Annotated in this window: 22 protein-coding genes; 9 read left to right on the plus strand and 13 right to left on the minus strand. The window is 61.8% G+C overall.

What is annotated here, in order from left to right; all coding sequences use genetic code 11:
- Nucleotides 1-5: 5 nt before the first annotated feature.
- Nucleotides 6-689 (plus strand): DUF1045 domain-containing protein, encoded by a 684-nt coding sequence (locus TL5118_RS08900; protein ID WP_058242566.1) that lies wholly within the window; start codon nucleotides 6-8, stop codon nucleotides 687-689.
- Here the strand turns inward: TL5118_RS08900 and phnN are convergent.
- The 4 genes from phnN to TL5118_RS08920 all read right to left on the minus strand — a co-directional run bounded on the left by phnN (nucleotide 671) and on the right by TL5118_RS08920 (nucleotide 3,610).
- On the minus strand, nucleotides 671-1,228 hold the full coding sequence (gene phnN, locus TL5118_RS08905) for a phosphonate metabolism protein/1,5-bisphosphokinase (PRPP-forming) PhnN (protein ID WP_058242567.1): 558 nt from the start codon (nucleotides 1,226-1,228) through the stop codon (nucleotides 671-673). The two genes, TL5118_RS08900 and phnN, sit on opposite strands and share 19 nt — an antisense overlap.
- Nucleotides 1,225-1,908 carry a phosphonate C-P lyase system protein PhnL gene (phnL, locus tag TL5118_RS08910; protein ID WP_058242568.1) on the minus strand — a complete coding sequence of 228 codons (684 nt, stop codon included), beginning with the start codon at nucleotides 1,906-1,908 and terminating at the stop codon, nucleotides 1,225-1,227. Before phnL ends, phnN begins: the two co-directional genes overlap by 4 nt.
- 65 nt (nucleotides 1,909-1,973) lie before the next feature.
- On the minus strand, nucleotides 1,974-2,744 hold the full coding sequence (phnK, locus tag TL5118_RS08915) for a phosphonate C-P lyase system protein PhnK (RefSeq protein ID WP_058242569.1): 771 nt from the start codon (nucleotides 2,742-2,744) through the stop codon (nucleotides 1,974-1,976).
- Nucleotides 2,741-3,610 carry an alpha-D-ribose 1-methylphosphonate 5-phosphate C-P-lyase PhnJ gene (locus TL5118_RS08920; protein ID WP_058242570.1) on the minus strand — a complete coding sequence of 290 codons (870 nt, stop codon included), beginning with the start codon at nucleotides 3,608-3,610 and terminating at the stop codon, nucleotides 2,741-2,743. The genes phnK and TL5118_RS08920 overlap by 4 nt, the downstream gene beginning before the upstream one ends.
- A 43-nt stretch (nucleotides 3,611-3,653) precedes the next feature.
- Between TL5118_RS08920 and TL5118_RS08925 the strand changes: the two genes are divergently transcribed.
- Nucleotides 3,654-3,833, plus strand: coding sequence for a hypothetical protein (locus tag TL5118_RS08925; protein WP_058242571.1), 180 nt, complete (start codon nucleotides 3,654-3,656; stop codon nucleotides 3,831-3,833).
- A 39-nt stretch (nucleotides 3,834-3,872) separates the two neighbouring features.
- A complete protein-coding gene (locus tag TL5118_RS08930; RefSeq protein WP_058242572.1) occupies nucleotides 3,873-4,136 on the plus strand; it encodes a hypothetical protein in 264 nt (87 codons plus the stop codon).
- A 2-nt stretch (nucleotides 4,137-4,138) separates the two neighbouring features.
- On the opposite strand, the gene TL5118_RS08935 is transcribed toward TL5118_RS08930, so the two are convergent.
- The 3 genes from TL5118_RS08935 to phnG are packed head-to-tail and all read right to left on the minus strand — an operon-like array spanning nucleotide 4,139 to nucleotide 6,293.
- On the minus strand, nucleotides 4,139-5,248 hold the full coding sequence (locus TL5118_RS08935) for a carbon-phosphorus lyase complex subunit (RefSeq protein ID WP_058242573.1): 1,110 nt from the start codon (nucleotides 5,246-5,248) through the stop codon (nucleotides 4,139-4,141).
- Nucleotides 5,248-5,829, minus strand: coding sequence for a phosphonate C-P lyase system protein PhnH (phnH, locus tag TL5118_RS08940; RefSeq protein ID WP_058242574.1), 582 nt, complete (start codon nucleotides 5,827-5,829; stop codon nucleotides 5,248-5,250). Before phnH ends, TL5118_RS08935 begins: the two co-directional genes overlap by 1 nt.
- Nucleotides 5,829-6,293: a phosphonate C-P lyase system protein PhnG gene (phnG, locus tag TL5118_RS08945; protein ID WP_058242575.1), complete on the minus strand. Its 465-nt coding sequence runs from the start codon at nucleotides 6,291-6,293 to the stop codon at nucleotides 5,829-5,831. The genes phnH and phnG overlap by 1 nt, the downstream gene beginning before the upstream one ends.
- A gap of 105 nt (nucleotides 6,294-6,398) precedes the next feature.
- Between phnG and phnF the strand changes: the two genes are divergently transcribed.
- Nucleotides 6,399-7,106 carry a phosphonate metabolism transcriptional regulator PhnF gene (gene phnF / locus TL5118_RS08950; protein ID WP_058242576.1) on the plus strand — a complete coding sequence of 236 codons (708 nt, stop codon included), beginning with the start codon at nucleotides 6,399-6,401 and terminating at the stop codon, nucleotides 7,104-7,106.
- 104 nt (nucleotides 7,107-7,210) lie between these two features.
- The gene (locus TL5118_RS08955; protein ID WP_058242577.1) at nucleotides 7,211-8,395 is read left to right on the plus strand and encodes an alpha-D-ribose 1-methylphosphonate 5-triphosphate diphosphatase; all 1,185 of its coding nucleotides are present in this window, start codon (nucleotides 7,211-7,213) and stop codon (nucleotides 8,393-8,395) included.
- Between the two features lie 202 nt (nucleotides 8,396-8,597).
- Here TL5118_RS08955 and TL5118_RS08960 read toward each other — a convergent pair whose 3' ends face one another.
- The 6 genes from TL5118_RS08960 to TL5118_RS08985 form a co-directional block, all read right to left on the minus strand.
- A complete protein-coding gene (locus TL5118_RS08960; RefSeq protein WP_058242578.1) occupies nucleotides 8,598-9,215 on the minus strand; it encodes an LbetaH domain-containing protein in 618 nt (205 codons plus the stop codon).
- Between the two features lie 84 nt (nucleotides 9,216-9,299).
- On the minus strand, nucleotides 9,300-10,598 hold the full coding sequence (phnE, locus tag TL5118_RS08965) for a phosphonate ABC transporter, permease protein PhnE (RefSeq protein WP_058242579.1): 1,299 nt from the start codon (nucleotides 10,596-10,598) through the stop codon (nucleotides 9,300-9,302).
- Nucleotides 10,595-11,488 carry a phosphonate ABC transporter, permease protein PhnE gene (gene phnE, locus TL5118_RS08970; protein ID WP_058242580.1) on the minus strand — a complete coding sequence of 298 codons (894 nt, stop codon included), beginning with the start codon at nucleotides 11,486-11,488 and terminating at the stop codon, nucleotides 10,595-10,597. Before phnE (TL5118_RS08970) ends, phnE (TL5118_RS08965) begins: the two co-directional genes overlap by 4 nt.
- 65 nt (nucleotides 11,489-11,553) lie before the next feature.
- Entirely contained in the window at nucleotides 11,554-12,462 is a 909-nt protein-coding gene (gene phnD, locus TL5118_RS08975; RefSeq protein ID WP_058242581.1) for a phosphonate ABC transporter substrate-binding protein, read from the minus strand.
- Nucleotides 12,463-12,528: 66 nt separating this feature from the next.
- Entirely contained in the window at nucleotides 12,529-13,332 is an 804-nt protein-coding gene (gene phnC, locus TL5118_RS08980) for a phosphonate ABC transporter ATP-binding protein (RefSeq protein WP_058242582.1), read from the minus strand.
- Nucleotides 13,333-13,537: 205 nt separating this feature from the next.
- Nucleotides 13,538-14,290, minus strand: coding sequence for a WecB/TagA/CpsF family glycosyltransferase (locus tag TL5118_RS08985; protein WP_058242583.1), 753 nt, complete (start codon nucleotides 14,288-14,290; stop codon nucleotides 13,538-13,540).
- A 185-nt stretch (nucleotides 14,291-14,475) separates the two neighbouring features.
- On the opposite strand from TL5118_RS08985, the gene TL5118_RS08990 reads away from it, so the two are divergent.
- Genes TL5118_RS08990 through TL5118_RS09005 form a run of 4 tightly spaced genes read left to right on the plus strand, consistent with a single transcriptional unit; the run spans nucleotide 14,476 to nucleotide 18,928 of the window.
- On the plus strand, nucleotides 14,476-15,615 hold the full coding sequence (locus tag TL5118_RS08990; protein ID WP_058242584.1) for a Gfo/Idh/MocA family protein: 1,140 nt from the start codon (nucleotides 14,476-14,478) through the stop codon (nucleotides 15,613-15,615).
- A 28-nt stretch (nucleotides 15,616-15,643) separates the two neighbouring features.
- A complete protein-coding gene (locus tag TL5118_RS08995) occupies nucleotides 15,644-16,690 on the plus strand; it encodes an NAD-dependent epimerase/dehydratase family protein (protein WP_058242585.1) in 1,047 nt (348 codons plus the stop codon).
- The gene (locus TL5118_RS09000; RefSeq protein ID WP_058242586.1) at nucleotides 16,683-17,948 is read left to right on the plus strand and encodes a glycosyltransferase family 4 protein; all 1,266 of its coding nucleotides are present in this window, start codon (nucleotides 16,683-16,685) and stop codon (nucleotides 17,946-17,948) included. The genes TL5118_RS08995 and TL5118_RS09000 overlap by 8 nt, the downstream gene beginning before the upstream one ends.
- Nucleotides 17,945-18,928 (plus strand): glycosyltransferase family 2 protein, encoded by a 984-nt coding sequence (locus tag TL5118_RS09005; RefSeq protein WP_058242587.1) that lies wholly within the window; start codon nucleotides 17,945-17,947, stop codon nucleotides 18,926-18,928. The genes TL5118_RS09000 and TL5118_RS09005 overlap by 4 nt, the downstream gene beginning before the upstream one ends.
- The last annotated feature ends 10 nt before the right edge of the window (nucleotides 18,929-18,938 follow it).

Consider the following 18,938-nt stretch of genomic DNA (forward strand, 5'->3'; position numbering starts at 1 on the left):
AACGCGTGACCCAATTCAAGAGATTTGCCGTTTACTACGCCCCAGAACCCGGTCCATTGGCGGATTTTGGCGCAAACTGGCTGGGTTGGGATCTGGCCAAAGGCTGCGCTGCCCCCCATCCCGATGTGTCGGGGCTGGATGTGACTGCGCTGACCGATGTGCCGCGCAAATACGGGCTGCATGGCACCGTGAAGCCGCCGTTTCGACTGGCCGATGGGGCCAGTTTTGAGGACCTGTCGGCCGCGGTGCAGGCCTTCTGCGCCACGCAGGCGCCGGTCACGCTCGACGGGCTGCAGTTGACCCCGCTGGGCCGGTTTCTGGCGCTGACGGTTGAGGGCGATGCCACACCGCTCAGCGATCTGGCCGGGGCAACCGTGGCGGCGCTGGATCCCTTCCGCGCGCCCTTGAACGACGCGGAGCTGGCCAAACGCCGCAAGTCCCGCCTCAGCGACCGGCAGGAGGAACTGCTGGCGCAATGGGGCTACCCCTACGTGATGGAGGAGTTCCGGTTTCACCTGACCCTCACTGGAAAACTGCCCAAAGCCGAGGTTGAAACGGTTAGGCAGCGGCTGCAGCCCTTGCTGGACCCGGTTCTGCCGCAGCCCTTTGTCATCCGTGACCTCTGTCTGGTGGGCGAGGATCAGGCGGGACTGTTCCATCTGATCCACCGTTACGCCCTTTCCGGCTGAAGCGCCGCTTCGATGCCAGCGACAGCCTCAGCCAGGGTGCCTTCGTTCTGGATCACGATGGGGTCCAGACCCTCGGCCAGCTGGAATTGCGCCCGTTTCAAACGGCGGGCCTGTTCCTCGGGCGTTTCCCGGCCCCGCGCCGCCAGCCGCATCGCCAGAACCTCAGCCGGGGCGGTGATCAACACGATGGCGGACCGGGCAAACTGGTCCTGCAGCAGGGGCAGCACCGAACGTGACAGGTTGGCCATGACATCGCGCCCCTCAGCCAGCGCCGCATCGATGCTGGCCGGGATGCCATAGCTCAAGCCATGTGCCTGCCAGTGCAGGACAAACCCACCGTCGGCTGCCAGCGCATCAAACTCGGCAGGGCTGACGCCATCGGCCTCTTCGCCAACGGCCTCTGCAGATCGGGTGATGACCCGGCGCGCCCGCACCACATCGGGATGGGCGGCGCAATAGGCCTCCATCACGCTGTCTTTGCCAGCGCCCGAGGGCCCGACAACGGCGATGAACCGCCCCGGTGGCACTGTGCGGCTCATGCCGCCCTCACCGGGGTGAAGCCGGTGACATCCACCACACGATCACAGACCCGGTCGCGCGCCGCCTCATCGTGGAAGATCCCGATGATGGCTGCGCCGCCGGCTTTGGCGTCTTCGATAAGGGACAGCACCACTTCACGGTTTTTCGCATCCAGGCTGGCGGTCGGCTCATCCAGCAGCAGTGCCGGATAGCGATGGGCAAAGCCGCGTGCGATGTTGACCCGCTGCTGTTCCCCGCCGGAAAAGGTTGTGGGGGACAGTGACCACAGCCGTTCCGGGATATTGAGCTGAGACAGCAGCTCCTTCGCCCGGGCCTCAGCCTCGGCCACCGGGGTGCCCAGCGCCAACAGGGGTTCCGCCACAACGGTCAGTGTCGGCACCCGTGGCACCACCCGCAGGAACTGGCTGACATAGCCCAGAACCTCACGGCGCAGCGTCAGGATTTCGCGCGGCTCCGCCCGGGCCACGTCCACTTCACCCACTTTGATCGATCCGCCATTGGCCAGATAGTTGCCATAGATCATCCGCATCAGGGTGGATTTGCCAGCGCCCGACACGCCGGTCAGCCCAACACATTCACCAGCCGCCACATCCAGATGCGCCCCTGCCATCACCGGGATCACCGCAGCGCCCTGATTGTGCAGGATAAAGCTTTTCTCAAGGTCACGAATTTCAATCATCGTCTCACCTTTCATCGTTCCAAAAATACTCCGGGGGTGCGGGGGCAGCGCCCCCGCCTCCGTTCTCAGACCTGCAGGACCGAGCTGACCAGCAGCTGGGTGTAGCCATGCTGCGGATCATCCAGCACCTGATCGGTCAGACCCTGTTCCACCACATGGCCGGATTTCATCACCATCAGGCGATCGGCCAGCAGCCGCACAACGGCCAGATCGTGGGTCACGATGATGGCGCTCAGCCCCATGTCACGCACCAGTCCGCGCAAAAGGTCCAGCAGACGCGCCTGCACCGAAACATCCAGACCCCCCGTGGGTTCATCCATGAAGACCAGCCGTGGACCTGTGACCAGATTGCGGGCGATTTGCAGACGCTGCTGCATGCCGCCGGAAAAAGCGCTGGGGCGGTCATCGATACGGTCGCCGGAAATTTCCACCCGGTCCAGCCAGTCCAGCGCCTGTTCGCGAATGTCGCCATAGTGACATGCGCCAACCGCCATCAGCCGTTCACCAACGTTACCACCGGCGCTGACCCCCATGCGCAGCCCGTCGCGGGCATGCTGATGCACAAAGGCCCAGTCGGTGCGGCCCAGCATCCGGCGCTCAGGCTCGGACATGGTGACCGTATCGCGCGGTCCGTCGGCGCGGGTGTCAAACAGGACCTCACCCTGATCCGGGGGCAGATGACCCGCCAGACAGTTCAGCAGGGTGGATTTGCCCGACCCGGATTCGCCGACGATGCCCAGCACTTCACCGGGGTAGAGGTCGAAGGATACGTCGGTGCAACCAATCCGGCCGCCGTAGAATTTTGCGATGTCACGCACTTGCAGAAGCGGGGTCATAGCGAAGCCTCCTCAAACGGCACACCCTCGGTGCCCACATGCCCGGCCATACGGCGCGACTGGCAGTAATCGGTGTCCGAGCAGACGAACATCCGCCGCCCGCTGTCATCCATGATGACCTCATCCAGATAGCTGTCCTCACTGCCGCAGAGCGCGCAGGGATGATCGGCCTTGGAGGGATCAAAGGGGTGATCTTCAAAGTCTAGGCTGACCACCTGCGTGTAAGGCGGCAGCGCATAGATCCGCTGTTCGCGACCGGCGCCAAACAGCTGCACGGCGGCCATTTCCAGCTTGGGATTGTCGAATTTGGGGATCGGTGAGGGATCCATCACATAGCGCCCCTCCACCTTCACCGGATAGGCATAGGCCGTCGCAATGGCACCGTTGCGCGCGATGTCTTCGTAAAGTTTCACATGCATCAGCCCGTATTCTTCCAGCGCATGCATCTTACGGGTTTCCACCTCACTCGGCTCAAGGAAGCGCAACGGTTCCGGGATCGGCACCTGATAGACCAGGATCTGATCCTCGCGCAGGTCCTGCTCGGGGATGCGGTGGCGGGTCTGGATGACATCCGCCTCCTCGGTGGCCTCGGTGGTGGCAACCTCAGCGGTGTTTTCAAAAAACTTGCGGATGGAGACCGCATTGGTCGTGTCATCGGCGCCCTGATCGATCACTTTCATTGTGTCTTCGGGGCAAAGCACCGCCGCAGAAACCTGCACGCCACCGGTGCCCCAGCCATAGGGCATCGGCATTTCGCGGCTGGCAAATGGCACCTGATAGCCCGGCACCGCCAGCCCTTTCAGGATGGCGCGGCGGATCATGCGCTTGGTTTGTTCATCAAGATAGGCGAAGTTATAGTCGGACATAGCCAACCCTTTCTGCCAAAGGTGTCTCAGCGCGGAGGCCGAGATGACATTTGAAGATCTGTTTGCTTACGCAGTGGCGGGGCTGATTATCATTGCCGTCGCCGCTGTTGTTCTGATTGCCGCCAATGCCGGCGCCCCGAAGGCCAAGAAAACCCGAAGTCGCACAACCTACACCCATGGGATCGATGATGTATCGGTTGACGGGGACGGTTCTGGCGATTGAGGATGGGCGCAACGTCCCAACCTGAAGGCGCAATGGACGATGGCTGATATTCTTGCTCAATCGATCACGGTGCTGCTGTTTGGCGGTCTGGTGTGGATTGCGATCCGCTGGGCGAACCGCCCCGTTAAGCCGGGTAAACCGGGCCACGCCGAAACGGGTCGCGGCATGGAGCGGACCCATCTGGCGCAGACCGCCGCCTTTGACGCCGAAGTGCGCAGCGACAGCCCGCCTGCGGGCGCCGGGTCGCTGGGCGGTGAGGCCTCCAGCGTATCCTCTGGCGGATCCGGGGGTGGGGGCGACTAGGCTCATTCCGCCGCCTCCGGCACGGTGTTTGCCGCGGCGCTTGCCAAGTTCTCCTCGGCCTCAGCCCGCAGTTTGCGCACCAGCTCCAGCTCCGATTGGAAATCGACGTAATGCGGCAGCTTGATATGCTCAAGGAAGCCCGTCGCCTGAATGTTATCCGCATGGTAGAGGACAAATTCTGCGTCCCGCGCCGGCGCGCCCATATTGTCTTCGCCCAGTTCTTCCCAACGCAATGCACGGTCCACCAGCGCCATTGAGATTGACTTGCGCTCAGATTGCCCGAAAACCAGACCGTAACCGCGGGTGAACTGCGGCGGCTCGGTTTTGGATCCGGTGAACTGGTTCACGGTTTCACATTCTGTCAGCTCCAACTCACCAACTTCGATGGCAAAGCCCAGTTCGGGGATCTCCATCTCAACGGCGCAGGTACCGATGCGCAGCTCGCCGACAAAGGCGTGGTTGCGCGCGTAACCGCGCTGGGTCGAATAGGCCATGCCGAGGACAAAACCCTCATCCCCGCGGGTCAGCGATTGCAGACGCAGCGCCCGGTCGGCCGGCAGTTCTAGCGGTTCGCGGGTCAGATCGCGCGGGGTGTCCCCCTGATCGACCTCGGTCTGGATCACGCCCTCTTGTTTCAGGAAGGTGGTGATATGCGGCGTGGCTTCTTGACTGGCCTCACGGGTGGGGGCGACGGGGGCCTCCCCTTCTGCGGCCAATTTGAAGTCCAGCAGGCGGTGGGTGTAGTCAAAGGTCGGGCCCAGCACCTGACCGCCCGGGGCATCCTTAAAGGTGGCGCTGATCCGGCGATCGCAGGCCATCTCAGCCGTTTCCACAGGCAGGGTCGCGCCAAAGCGGGGCAGGGTGGTGCGATAGGCCCGGATGAGGAAGATCGCCTCGATCAAATCTCCGCGGGCCTGTTTGATGGCAAGGGCTGCCAGATCAGGATCATAGAGCGAGCCTTCGGCCATCACCCGGTTCACGGCCAGAGCCAATTGTTCGCGGATCTGGGCGATGGAAAGTTCAGCAACAGAGGTATCACCACGGCGTTCCTCGGCCAGCCAGGCGTGGGCGGCATCAATGGCCTTTTCGCCCCCTTTTACAGCGACATACATCAGGCAGTCCTCACTTTGGTGGAACGGGGCAGGGCGGCCAGCTGGTCACCCGCGCTGAAAAACAGATCAAACCCCAACGGGAACAAAGCGGCATTGGCCTGCAGGGCTGGGATATCCGGCAGGTTCAGCTGGGCACTGTCCTTGATGCCGGGGCCGGTCAGGGTGGCGCCGGTGTTGGTCAGCGTAGGCATCTCTACCACCAGCGTGGCGCTGCGGTCAGGGTATTCCGGCGTGCCAATGCGATAGGCGCTGAGCGGCTGCAGCGCGGCCCAGTCGCCAAAGGCAAAATCGGCATCCTCAGCTGATGCAAAGGGGGCGCTGGTGTGGAAGGTGATCCATTCACGCACCGCGGGGCAGTCCCAATCGCCCGCCAGATACACCGGCGTATTGTGATCCAGCAGCACCAGCGCCAGTGCGCCGGCGGCTTGTGACATGGGGGCGGGCGGCTGGGCCTCGGCCAGGGTTTCAATGCTGCCAGGGCGGGCCATTGCGTTCATGATCGCACGGAAAGCGCGGGCGGATTGCTGCGGCGCTTGGGAAAACCCACCGCCAAGGCTGTGTGTGTGCAGGGTGCTCTCCATCAGTCTTCGCCTCGTGCCATGGTGAAGAAGTCAACTTTGGTTGCGGCGGCTTTTGCTGCGCGGGCGGCCTTGTCAGCCTGTTGCGTGGCGGCCAGCGGTGACAGGATCTCGGCGCGGATCTCATCTTCGGCGTCGGTCTGCATCAGGGCATCAACCAGCGCCGCGATCCGGGCTTTTTCCTTGCTGCGGCCCTGCACATAGGCGTGGCCGACGGCACCGCCTGACAGCTGGACTGAGCAGCGGGTTAGCGTCATCTCTCCCAGGTTAAAGGCATTGCCGGTGGCGCCGATACGGCCCCGGACCATGGTGCTGCCCAATTCAGGTGCGCGCAGCACCTCATGTTCGGGATCGGGGCGTTCCCCCCAAAGCGCGATCAGCTGCGCCTCCGGGGCTTTGGCAAGCAGACCCATCCACGCTTTGCGCTGGGCCTCCTGCGGTGAAAGTTGCGGGATGTTTTGGCTCATCTAGACACCTTGCAGATTTGTCTAATGTTCTATACAACTAGACAAATCATAGGGGCGACTCGCTTGTCCCGACAAGATGCATTTTTGTGAAATCTTGGTGACACCATGGCCAAAACACCGATCTGGAAATCCATCGCAGCCACGCTCAGCAATGAAATTGCGGTGGGCCATTACAGCCCTGGGGACAAACTGCCGACCGAGGCGCAGCTGGCCTCGCGCTTTAGTGTGAACCGCCACACCGTGCGCCGCGCATTGCAGGATATGCAGGAACAGGGGCTGACCCAATCGCGCCGCGGCGCCGGGGTCTTTGTGATGGCAGAGCCCACGGAATACCCCATCGGCCGCCGGGTGCGGTTTCACCAGAATATCGCGGCGGCGGGGCGGTCGGCGGACAAGCGGCTGCTGTCCCTGCAAACCCGCCCCTGCGACAGCGAGGAGGCTGAGGCGCTGGATCTGACCAAAGGCGATCCGGTTCATGTGTATGAAGGGGTCTCCTTGGCTGATACCGTGCCAATTGCGGTGTCGCGCTCAGTCTTTCCCGGGGCCCGGTTTCCGCATCTGATTGAGGGGCTGGAACAGCATGCCTCAGTGACCAAGGCGCTGGCCGCAGCCGGGGTGCGGGACTACACGCGATCGGTCACCCGGATGACCGCCGTTCTGGCGACGGCCACGCAGGCCACGCAGCTGAACATCTCAGAAGGGGCGCCGATCCTGCGTACCATCAGCGTCAATGTCGATCTTGAGGGTCTGCCGGTTGAGTTTGGCTACACATGGTGGGTCGGGGACCGGATGACGCTGGTGCTGGAAGATTAGAGCAACGTTAGAAAACGCGCATTTTTTCTGCCAACTGCGGGCCTGTCACCTCGCCGACACAGAAGCGGCGTAGGGAAGGGGCAAACCCAGCATGAGGCAGGCAGATGCTTAATCAGCTCCCCCCTTTGCGTCTGACCGGCGCGACCGTTCTGCGGGACGGTGAACTGCAAGACCGTTCCGTTGCCATCGAAAACGGACGGTTTACCAAGGGCCCGCATCCTGCGGTGGACCTGTCGGGCTATTACATCTTGCCGGGGATCATTGACCTGCATGGCGACGCCTTTGAACGCCACATCGCCCCGCGCCCTTCGGCGCCGTTTCCGATTGCCACCGGGCTGCGGATGACCGACCGCGATGCGGCGGCAAACGGGGTGACCACCGCTTGGCTGGCACAAAGCTGGTCCTGGGAGGGTGGCATGCGCAGCCCGGGTTTTACCGAGGAGGTGCTGGACACGCTGGTGCGCTACCGCGCCGAATCATTGACCGACCTGCGCCTGCAAATCCGTTATGAAACCCATATGATCGACAGCGGTGATCAGTTGCTGGCGGCGATCCGGCGCTACGGCGTCGACTATGTGGTGTTCAACAACCACCTGGACGAAGCGCTGATCGGCGCTGAAACCAACCCGGCAATGATTGCGCAATGGGCAGCCCGCAATGGCCGCACCGCACGGGAACATCTGCGCATCGTGGAGGAGGCCAATGCCCGATCCACCGAGGTGCCGCGCCACCTGTGCCGGCTGGCTGAGGCATTTGATACTCTCGGCGTGATCTACGGATCGCACGATGATGAAAGCGCTGAACAGCGCGAACACTACGCAATGATCGGCGCGCGGATCTGTGAATTCCCCACCAAACGGCCACCGGCAGCTGCCGCTTCGGCGATGGGGGATCCGGTTTTGCTAGGGGCGCCGAATGTTGTGCGTGGCGGGTCGCAGGCGGGCAATATTTCAGCAACGCAGCTGATCCGCGAAGGGCTGTGTGATGCGCTGGTTTCTGATTACTTTTACCCGGCGCTGTCTCAGGCCGCTTTTGCGCTTGTGGATCAGGGCGTGCTGACCCTGCCAGCCGCCTGGGCGCTGATTTCAGAACGGCCCGCCGACATTCTGCGGCTGGCAGATCGTGGTGTGATTGCCCCCGGCAAGCGGGCCGATCTGGTGGTGGTGCATAAGGAAAGCCGCGCCGTGGAGGCAACCATCAGCGATGGCCGCTTGTCCTTCCTAGCGGGAGAGGCGGCGCAGCGGTTTGTGAAACTGCAGGCTGGTAATGTGCCCCTCGCGGCAGAGTGATCGGTTAAATCTGACCACAGGGATGAACTGTCATTCAGCGGTCACGCAACTGTCAAAGATCGCTGCTAGGGTCACCTCAAGGGACGTATCAAGCGCCCTTTTTCAATAGGTAACTCTTTTCCATTATCCCCAATTTGAGACCCTGTCTTGCGGCCCCTCCCCCAGGGGCCGCATTTTTTTGAGGTCGCGTATCCGGGTGGCCTTACGCTTCGTATTTTTCCAAAAACGCCTCAGCCGGCATCGCGCGGAAATCGGGCAGGGCGTCCTTCAGGCGGGTATGATCCCAGTCCCACCAGGCCAGGGCGATAATGCGCTCAGCCAGCGCTTCGGGAAACCGGCGGCGCAATGGCTTGGCGGTGACGCCTGCGACGATGGTGTAGGGCGCAACATCCTTGGTCACCACTGTGCCTGAGGCGACAATGGCGCCGTGGCCAATGGCGATCTCAGGCTTAATCTGGGCGTTGTGGCCGATCCAGACATCATGCCCGATCCGCACCCGCCGTGCAGCACGAGCAGCAAAAAATGCCTCATCCACGCCAGCCTCATCCCAATAGTCATCAGAGCGATAGAGGAAATGGTGCATGCTGGCAGTGTGCATCGGATGGTCGGTGGCCCCGATCCGCACATAGCTGGCGATATTGGCAAACTTGCCGACATCGGCATTGGCCACATCCGCGTAACGATCACAGTAGGAATAATCGCCAAAATCCGCGTTCTGTACGCGGCTGCCTTTGCCAACCTCGCAGTAGCGGCCAAAACTGGCGTTTTTCAGTTCAACATCGGGATGCAGGAACGGGGCGTCCGCAGTCAGCCGGGGCATGGTTTTTCCTTTCTTAAAACTAAAGGAGGCCCGCCGGGGGGAGGTATCCGGCGAGCCTCACAATAAGGGGGCGGGAGGCTCCCCTTATCCTTTGATTAGCTTGCGGCGCAGAATGCCCGACAGCCAGTCCATCAGCATCACCATCAGGATGATCAGCACGATGTAATAGGACACCTCTTCCCAGTCTTTCTGGGTGATGATCGCCTGTGTCAGCAGCAGGCCAATCCCACCCCCGGTAATAGCGCCGATGATCGTGGCCGAACGGGTGTTGGATTCCAGGAAATAGAGCACCTGACTGAGCAGCACCGGGGTGATCTGCGGCAGCACGCCGAAACGGTAGCGCTGCAGCGGCTTGGCGCCGGTGGACTGGATGCCTTCGATCTGTTTGTCGTCAACGTTTTCCAGCGCTTCCGAGAACATCTTGCCGAAGCTGCCGGTATCCGTGATCAGGATCGCCAGCGCGCCGGTCAGCGGGCCGGGACCAAAGGCGCGGGACAGGACAATCGTCCAGATCAGCGCGTCTACCCCACGGAAGAAGTCAAACATCCGCCGCATCGCAAAGCGGATCGCCAGCAACGGGGCAAAGTTTTTGGCTGCAAGGAAGGCCAGCGGCAGGGAAACCATCGCCGCCCCGAAAGTGCCGAGGAAGGCCATCAGGATCGTTTCAAAGATCGCCCAGGCCACATCGGCGTGACGCCACATCTTGTTGGTCCAGAAGTCATTGGCAATGGCACCCGCTTCGCCGCTGGTGGCGCGGCTCAGCAGTTCCCCCAGACCCATGCCGTGGTAGGGGCTATCCAGGGTGAAGAAGAACACTTCCCAACCGTAGTTGTATTTGAACACCTCAGAGCGGTTGCGGGTTACCGTCAGGCGGCCCGCATCGGTGTAGATCGCCAGCCGGTTCTTTGAGGCATTGATCCATTCGGGCACGTCGCCTTCGGGCAGCTGCGCCTGCACACCACGACGGCCCGGTTCCGTGACCACGAGGCCATAGCCGGGGATGTCATAGCTGACCTGTTTGGGACCAAAGGTCACGATGTGCCCGTCGCCCAGATCGATCACCGTTTCCTCACCCAGCGCCACCCAGGCAGGGGCTTCGCCGTCCGGATAGGCGCCCTTGCGCTCACCCTCGATGGCGATGCTGACGGCGGCGTTGCGGTTGTCACGGGTGACATGGGTTTTGTAGCTGTAGCTGTCCCGGATCAGGGTTTTGCCATTGTCCAGATTGGCCCGCTCCGACAGGCCGGCCATATCGAAGGCCACAAAGATATAGGTAAAATAGGCCAGGATCAGCGCGGGCAGGCCAAAGGCCAACAGACGTTTACGCAGAAACAGCGTATCGATTTGCGGCTTCAGGGTGGTGGGATCAGATGCCATCGTCATTGCACGGCCTCCTTCTGTTTAGGGGCGGTTTGTGCGCCGTGGGTCAGGCGGTGACGCAGGGCAGAGGACAGCTGATCGACCAGCACGATGGTGCCAAACAGCAAGAGGAAAATCGCAGCGGCTTCATCATATTGGCCCTTGCCCCAGGACATGGCGTTTTTCAGGTCATAGCCAATGCCGCCAGCGCCCACGAAGCCCAGAATGGCCGAGGCGCGAATGTTGATCTCAAACCGAAGCAGCGCGTAGCTGAGGTAGTTTGGCGTGACCTGCGGCATGACGCCCAGAACCATGCGCTGGGTCCAATTGGCCCCCACCGAATGCAGCCCTTCGACGGGTTTGAGCGAAGCATTTTCGTTTACCTCGGAAAACAGTTTTCCGAGCGCCCCGGCCGTGTGCAGCGAAATGGCGATCATCGCCGGCACCGGGCCACCGCCCAGCACAAAGATCAGCACCAAAGCCACCACGATTTCCGGGATCGCGCGGGAGATGTCCATCAGACGGCGGAACAGCGGGATCAGGCGCGGCCAGCGGGCCAGGCCCCGTGTCGAGAGCAGCGACAGCACAATGGCGATCATCGCGCCCAGCAGGGTAGAGGCGCCCGCGATGTTGATCGTCTCAATCAGCGACGGCAGGAAGGTCACGAAATGGGCCGGCATCTCGGCCAGTTTCTGGCTGGCTTCGCCCAGAACCTCGGCGGGGAAATCAAACAGGCGGTGCAGCCCGTCAAAGAAACTGCCAGCGTTGCGGTTATCTGCGGTTTTGAAACCGGCAACCATCAGAGCAACAAAAACCGCCAGCATGACGGCGCTATAGACCCGTTTGCGGCGGGTCATCTCCAGATAATTGGAACGGATGTCCTCAATCGGGGAATGGGCGGTGAGATCGGCCATGGGTACCTCATGTAAAAACAGGCCCCGGCACGGAATGCGGGGCCTGTTTTATGAAAGAGCAAAGCTTAGTTGGACTTCAGCTTGCGTGCTTCGATGATGACTTCGTAGGCGTCGTGGCCGATTGGCATCACGCCTTTGGCTTCGCCGGACAGAACGCCGTAGGCACAGTCAGGGTCGATCGACGGCAGCGAGGCCATCAGCGCGGTGAACTTGACCTTTACGTCTTCGGGCAGGTCTTTACGCAGAACGATCGGGCCTTCAGGGATCGGCTTGGACTGCCAGATTTTGACCAGCTCGTTCATGTCAACCAGACCAGCGTCAACCGCGCGGCGCAGGGCGCCCGAGTTGTAGCCATCTTCCCAGTTGCCCAGACCATCGGCCCAGGTCACGCCGCCGTCAAAGTCACCGTTGTAAACGCCAACGATGGTCTGCTCATGGCCGCCCGAGAACTTCACTTCGCCGAAGTAATCACCCGAGGTCATGGTTGAACCGGTGGCTTCAGGAATTTCGATCGAGGGGATCAGGAAGCCCGAGGTCGAGTTCGGATCGCCAAAACCAAAGGTCTTGCCTTTCATGGCTTCCAGGCTGTCGATGCCGCTGTCTTTGCGCGCAAAACCGATCGAGTAGTAGCCGTAGCCGCCGTCAACGTTCACTTTAACCAGGATCGGCTCAACCGCTTCGGGGTCCGACAGGTAGGTTTTGGCGTAGCCCGAGGCGCCCAGCCAGGCCATGTCGATGGTGCCGCCCAGCAGGCCCTGGATCACACCGTTATAGTCGGCCGGGGCGAAGAGTTTGGTGGGCACGCCCAGCACTTCTTCGGTTTTGGCGCGCAGGCATTCGTTGTTGTTCAAACGGTCCTGTGCGTTTTCGCCGCCCAGGAGGCCGATGCGGAATTCGGTGATGCCTTTGTCCTCGGCAAGAACCGGGGTGGTCAGGGCGGTGGTGGCCAGAACGGCCGCGATCAGTTTTTTCATCTTACTCTCTCCGATGTTGATGCCCCGTGGCCTGTGCCGCGGGAGATGAAAACTTGGTCTTAACGATTAAGCAGGGATGGCTTCCGGGGTGTTCAGCGCCTCAATTGAGGTGCTGGTCGCCGCCTCTGAGAAGCTGGCATCGGCGCCGTAGATGTCGCGGGCCACGCCGGTGGTCAGCTGCGCCGGCGTTCCGTCAAACACGACGCGGCCGTGGCGCATGCCGATCACCCGGTCGCAATAGCGGCGTGCAGTGTCGAGGGTGTGCAGGTTGGCGATGACCAGACGGCCATCTTCGTCATGCAGGCGGCGCAGGTCGTCCATCACGATCTGGGCGTTCATCGGGTCCAGCGAGGCGATGGGTTCATCGGCCAGCACGATCTTGGGGTCCTGCATCACGGCGCGGGCGATTGCCACACGCTGTTGCTGACCACCCGAAAGCGCCTCGGCGCGTTTGGCGGCGTGACCGGCGATGCCCAGACGTTCCAGGATGTCCAAGGCCCGGTGAATGTCAGCGGTCGGATAAAGGTTGAACAGGGTCGCAGCGGTGGAGCGTTTGTTTAGCGTGCCATGCAACACGTTGGACACAACATCCATGCGCGGGACCAGATTGAACTGCTGAAAGATCATCGCGCAGTCGGCCTGCCAGCTGCGTTTGTCCGCGCCGGTCAGGCCGGTGATGTCCTTGCCGTCAAACAGGATGCGGCCGCTGCTGGCATCTTCCAGTCGGTTCAGCATCCGCAGCATGGTGGATTTACCGGCACCCGAGGCGCCAATCACCCCGATCATCATTGGCTTGTCGACTGTGATCGATACGTTATCGACCGCCGTGTTGGCGCCAAAGACCTTGGTGAGATTTTCGATTGTCAGCATGTCATGCCCCCGCTTCTTCAGGGCAGTCTGCTAGAGATGCTCAGAGTCGGGGATTTGACAAATCGATTAAAGTTTTGTGACGCGACACCCGAAGATGCGCCAAAATTCTGTTACATAGCTCTGAATTTTCGCTTCATATCAGTGGATTAGCGTGGTGCCGAGTTTTGTGACCTTCGCCGATCCGCCAAATTGGCATGTCTGGCGGTTAGTCCTGCGTACGCACGACGGAGCGAAACAGGTGGCCGGGCAGCACGATAAAGCTTTTCGAATAGCGCGCCACCATGCGACCGGGATTGGTCACCATGCGCCAGAGCCATTCCATCGCGATCTTACGCACCCACAGCGGCGCCCGTGTCTGATCGCCTGACAGGAAGTCCAAACCCGCCCCAACCGAGGCAAAGGACAGCTTGGGCGCGACCTGACGGCCAAAGGCGGCAAAGACTTCCTGTTTGGGCGCCCCCAGCGCGAGGAAGCACATGCGCGCCCCGGCGGTCTGGGCCGCATTTAACACGGCTGCGGCCTCTGGGCCTGTCGGGTTGAACCCCATCGTGGGGGAATTCTGGTAGACGATTTTCAGATCCGGCAGGGCCTCACGCAGGGCAACCGCCGCTTTGCTCAGGCTTTCGCCACGGCTGCCGATCAGTGCAATTGGAATGCCCATTTCGGCGCAGATCCGGGCGATGGGATAAACAAGATCCGATCCCGGCTGCAGTTCTACCGGGCTGCCCGCCAGTTGCGACATCCAGACAATCGGATTGCCATCCGCGACCACGATATCCTGTTCTGCATAGGCATGCTGAAAGGCCTGATCAGTTTCCAGTTTGACCAGATGATCCATGTTCAACGTTGCCAGTGCAAACCCCTGACCGGCCGCGAAATACTGGGTCAGCTTCGCCTGCAGATGTGGCCAGTCGGGCGTGTTCACGGAAATGGAGTATGCGTTGATCCAGAACTTCACGTTTTGGCCTCGGGTGCGGCGTACTTCATGGGCTACGTTGATCGCTTTTCACATGCATTCTGTCGTTGGGGGATTGAAACCTGTTTGCACAGACAACGGTCCCGGGTCTAGGCTCACTTTACAACAAAATGCTGTCAGATTTACAGAATGACTGTGCATTTGTCTCATAACGGGCGTCGGACATAATGACACAACAGGTGCAAGGTAAAGTGGTGGTGATTGGCTGCGGGTTTGTGGCGGATCTGTATATGCGGTCGTTTGAAACCTTTCCCAATGTGACGGTTATTGGTGCTTACGATGTGATAGCGACCCGTGCTGCGACCTTTTGTAGCCACTGGAACGTCCCTGCGTTCAAAACTCTGGACGCCGCGCTGGATGCCCTGCCCGAAGGCGGCATTGTGCTGAACTTGACCAATCCGTCGGCACATTTTGAAATCAATCAGGCGGTGATTGAGGCCGGGCATCATTGCTATTGCGAAAAACCCTTGGCGATGGACATGACGGACGCGCAGGATCTGCACCGGATGGCGGAGGAGCGCGGCGTGATGCTGGCCTCAGCCCCCTGCAGTGTGCTGGGAGAGGCGGCGCAAACCCTGGCCAAGGCGGTGCGCGATCAGGTGGCGGGCGTGCCCCGGCTGATCTACGCGGAACTGGATGATGGGTTTATCCCGCAGGCTCCGGTTGAGGATTGGCGCAGCGAAAGCGGCGCGCCCTGGCCCTATGAGGATGAATTTCGCGTCGGCTGCACGTTAGAACATGCGGGCTATTACCTCAGCTGGTTGATCGCGATGTTTGGATCGGTGCGCACGGTCGTTGCGGCCTCGGCCGAGGTTTTGCCTGACAAACGCGGTGTGCGCGGTGGCGCGCCAGATGTTTCTGTGGCGACGTTGTTTTTTGAAAACGGCCCGGTGGTGCGGCTGACCTGTTCGATCGTGGCGCCACATGATCACCAGATCCGGGTGATCGGTGACACCGGCGTGCTGGCTTTGCGCAAGGCCTGGGACAACGCGGCGCCCGTGCGGTTTTACAAACGGTTCCGGCTGCGTCGTCGTTTGATTGATAGCCCGTTCGGCAAACGGATCCGGTTGGCGGGACCGACCCACCCCAAGGTCGGGCGTCGCGGGGCTGCGGCGATGAATTTCGCACTGGGACCGGCTGAGATGCTGGCAGCACTGGCCGAAAAACGCCCGTGCCGTCTGTCCAATGATTTCGCGCTTCACCTTAATGAGGTCACATTGGCCATTCAAAACGCCGGCGAAGCGACCGGGGCGCAGGCGATGACGACCACATGCACGCCGATGGACCCAATGGATTGGGCGCTTTAAGATTAGCGGGGGCGAGAGGAATTCTGACGTGCGAGATGAGGCGCCGAACGTGGGCAGCAGTGTGAAACATGAAGGCAAGGGGGCTGACGCGCCCGTGTCGCTGCGTCTGCTGATCACCGGCGCCACGGGCTATCTGGGCCGGGAGCTGGTGCGCCAGTGCCTGATCGCGGGCCATCATCTGACGCTGATCGTGCGCGATGCCGCCGCCTGCCCGATTGAGTGGGAAATCGATCAACGTATTGAGATCATCGAAGGCGACCTGGTGGAATTGAAGGCGGTGCCGCAGTCCGATGTGGTGCTGCATCTTGCGGCCTCTCTTGCCGGGGATGCCGCCACCCAGCAGCGCGATACGGTTGAGGCCAGCCGCAGCCTGCTGATCGCCGCGCTGCGGACAGAAACGCCGCCGGGTTTTGTACTGGCCAGTTCGATGGCGGTCTATGGGGCAATGGGTCTGCGGCCCGGCGATGTGGTTGATGAAACCACCCCGCTGGAAGACGCCGCTCATCTACGTGACACCTATTGCCGCGCCAAGCTGGGGCAGGAGTTGCTGTTCAGCTCCGCCGCCTCAGACGCAGGGCTGCCGCTGCAGGTGTTGCGGATTGGCGCCATCTGGGGCCCGGGCCGGCTGTGGAATGCGCATCTGGGAATTGGTCTGGGGCCAGCATTGCTGCGCCTTGAAGCGGCTGGGGACCTGCCTTTGGCGCATCTGCGGCATGCCGCCCAGGCGCTGCGGCTGGCGGCTGAAGCTGCCGGGCGTGGTGAAAGCGCGGTGGTCAATGTTGTGGACAGTGATCTGCCCAGCCGCGCGCAGTATCTGGCCGCGCATCGCAAAACGGGTTGGCCACGTCTCACCCTGCCATTGCCCTGGCGTTGGCTGGAGATTGTGGCGCGTCTTACCGGATCGCGCCTGCGGCCAGGGTTGCTGAAAACCCCAACCCTACGCTATCGAATGTTGCCGCTGCGCTATGACAACGCCACCCTGCGCCGCATGGGCTGGCAGCCAGAGGCCGGGTTTGACGCCCTGATGGAAGAGGCGCTGCAAGCCACCCCTCCGCAGGAGGCGCCGCGTGGCTGAACCGATCAAAATCGCCTATCTGACCGGGGAATACCCGCGAGCCACGGATACGTTTATCCAGCGCGAAGTGGCGGCGCTGCGGGAACAGGGATTTGAGGTCGCCACCTGCTCAATCCGCCGCACCGGCGCCGAACATCTGGTTGGGGAGGAGCAAAAGGCCGAAGCGGCCCGCACCTTTCACGTGCTGGAAGCCGCCGCACGCCCCTTGATCAGCCTGCGCGCTCATCTGCGCGCCCTGACGGCGCCCGCGCGCTATCTGCGCGCCCTGCGCCTGGCGTGGCAAACCTCACCCGGCGGGGTGAAACCGATGCTGTATCAGCTGTTTTACTTTGCCGAAGCCGTAGTGCTGGCCGATCACCTGCGTCGCCAGGGGGTGCAGCATCTGCACAATCACATTGCCAAGGCCAGTTGCACCGTTGCCATGCTCTGCCAGGAACTGAGCGGTATCCCCTATAGTTTCACACTGCACGGGCCGGATATCTTTTTTGAGCCCATACGTTGGCGTCTGGATGAAAAGATCGCCCGGGCCAGCTTCACCGCCTGTATCAGCGATTTCTGCCGCTCGCAGGGGATGAGCTTTGCCGATCGCACCCATTGGGAGCGGATGCATATCGTCCACTGCGGGGTGGAGCCTGAACGCTATGCGGCGGCATCGCCCACACGGCCGGGCAATCATCTGCTGTTCGTGGGGCGGCTGGCGGCGGTCAAGGGCGTGCCCCTACTGTTGCAGGCGGTGAAAGCGGCGCGCCAGATCAGGCCTGATCTGCGGCTGACCCTGATCGGGGACGGGCCGGAACGCACCTGGTTGCAGACCGAAGCCGAGGCGCTGGGCCTGGCGGAGGCGGTTGATTTCCTCGGCTACAGATCACAGAGCGAGGTGGCAGAACATCTGCAGCAAGTCGATGCATTGGTCCTGCCCAGTTTCGCAGAAGGTGTGCCTGTGGTGCTGATGGAGGCGATGGCGGCTGGCCTGCCTGTGATCACCACACAGATTGCCGGCATACCGGAGCTGGTGGAACAGGGCGTCAGCGGTCAGTTGATCGCCCCAGGCGATGCCAAGGCGCTGGAGCAGGCAATCCTGACCTTGCTGAGCGATCCGGCACACGCGGCCGCAATGGGTGCCGCAGGCCATGCCAAGGTGCGGGCCGAGTTTGACATCCAGCAGGAGGCCGCGCGGTTGGGTCAGCTGATCCGATCCTATCTGGCAGGCCACCCGCCCCCCACCAAACGACCGGACGTGGAAGGGGCCGACGGATGAGTGGCCCTATCGCAGATGCCTCTGTCGCCGCTGTTGCCATTGGTCGCAACGAAGGGGAACGGTTGGTCCGCTGTCTGACCTCCCTGAAGGATCAGGTGGATTGGGTGATCTATGTCGATTCCGGTTCGACCGACGGTTCAGTCGCGGCGGCGCGTGACATGGGGGTTGAGGTGGTCGAACTGGACACCAAGGTGCCCTTCACCGCCGCCCGCGCCCGCAACGCCGGCTTTGCCGCATTGGGCGACAACCCGCCCCCTTTTGTGCAGTTTGTTGATGGCGATTGCGGCGTGGCGCCCGGCTGGATCACCGCCGCCCTTGCGGGCTTTGACGGGCGGGAGGATCTGGCGGTGGTGACCGGCTGGCGGTCCGAAATCCACCCGGAGGCCAGCATTTACAACGCCTTGGTCGAATTTGAATGGCACCGCCCTGCCGGTGAGATCCCGGCCTGCGGCGGTGACATGATGGTGCGCAGCGCGGATTTCATCGCGGTGGGCGGCTTTGATCCAACGGTGATCGCCGCCGAGGACGATGAGTTTTGCACTCGGCTGCGCAAGTCGGGCAAACGGCTGTTGCGGATCCCGGTGGCGATGACGCAGCACGATGCGGCCATGACGCGGTTTGGCCAATGGTGGCAACGCGCGGTCCGCTCGGGCCATGGGTTTGCGCAAGTCGGGGATCTGCACCCGGATTACTTCCGCCCGGAACGCCGGCGGGTGACGATCTTTGGCGCCCTGTTGCCAATGCTGGCCGTGATCGGTTTGCTCGTTTGGATGCCGCTCCTCTGGGGGGCGCTGGCGCTTTACGTACTGTCTTATGTCCGCACCGTTCAGGGGCTGCGACGCGAAGGTCTGCCACCGAGGCCATCACTGTATCAGGCGGTTTTCCTCAGCCTGTCAAAATTTCCCAATCTTCTTGGCATGTTGCGCTACTATCTGCGCAAATCGCGTGGCCGCGCCATGCGGATCATTGAGTATAAGTAAGGAGGCCCGA

This window comes from Thalassovita autumnalis (genome assembly GCF_001458255.1).
GTDB classification, from domain to species: Bacteria; Pseudomonadota; Alphaproteobacteria; order Rhodobacterales; family Rhodobacteraceae; genus Thalassobius; species Thalassobius autumnalis.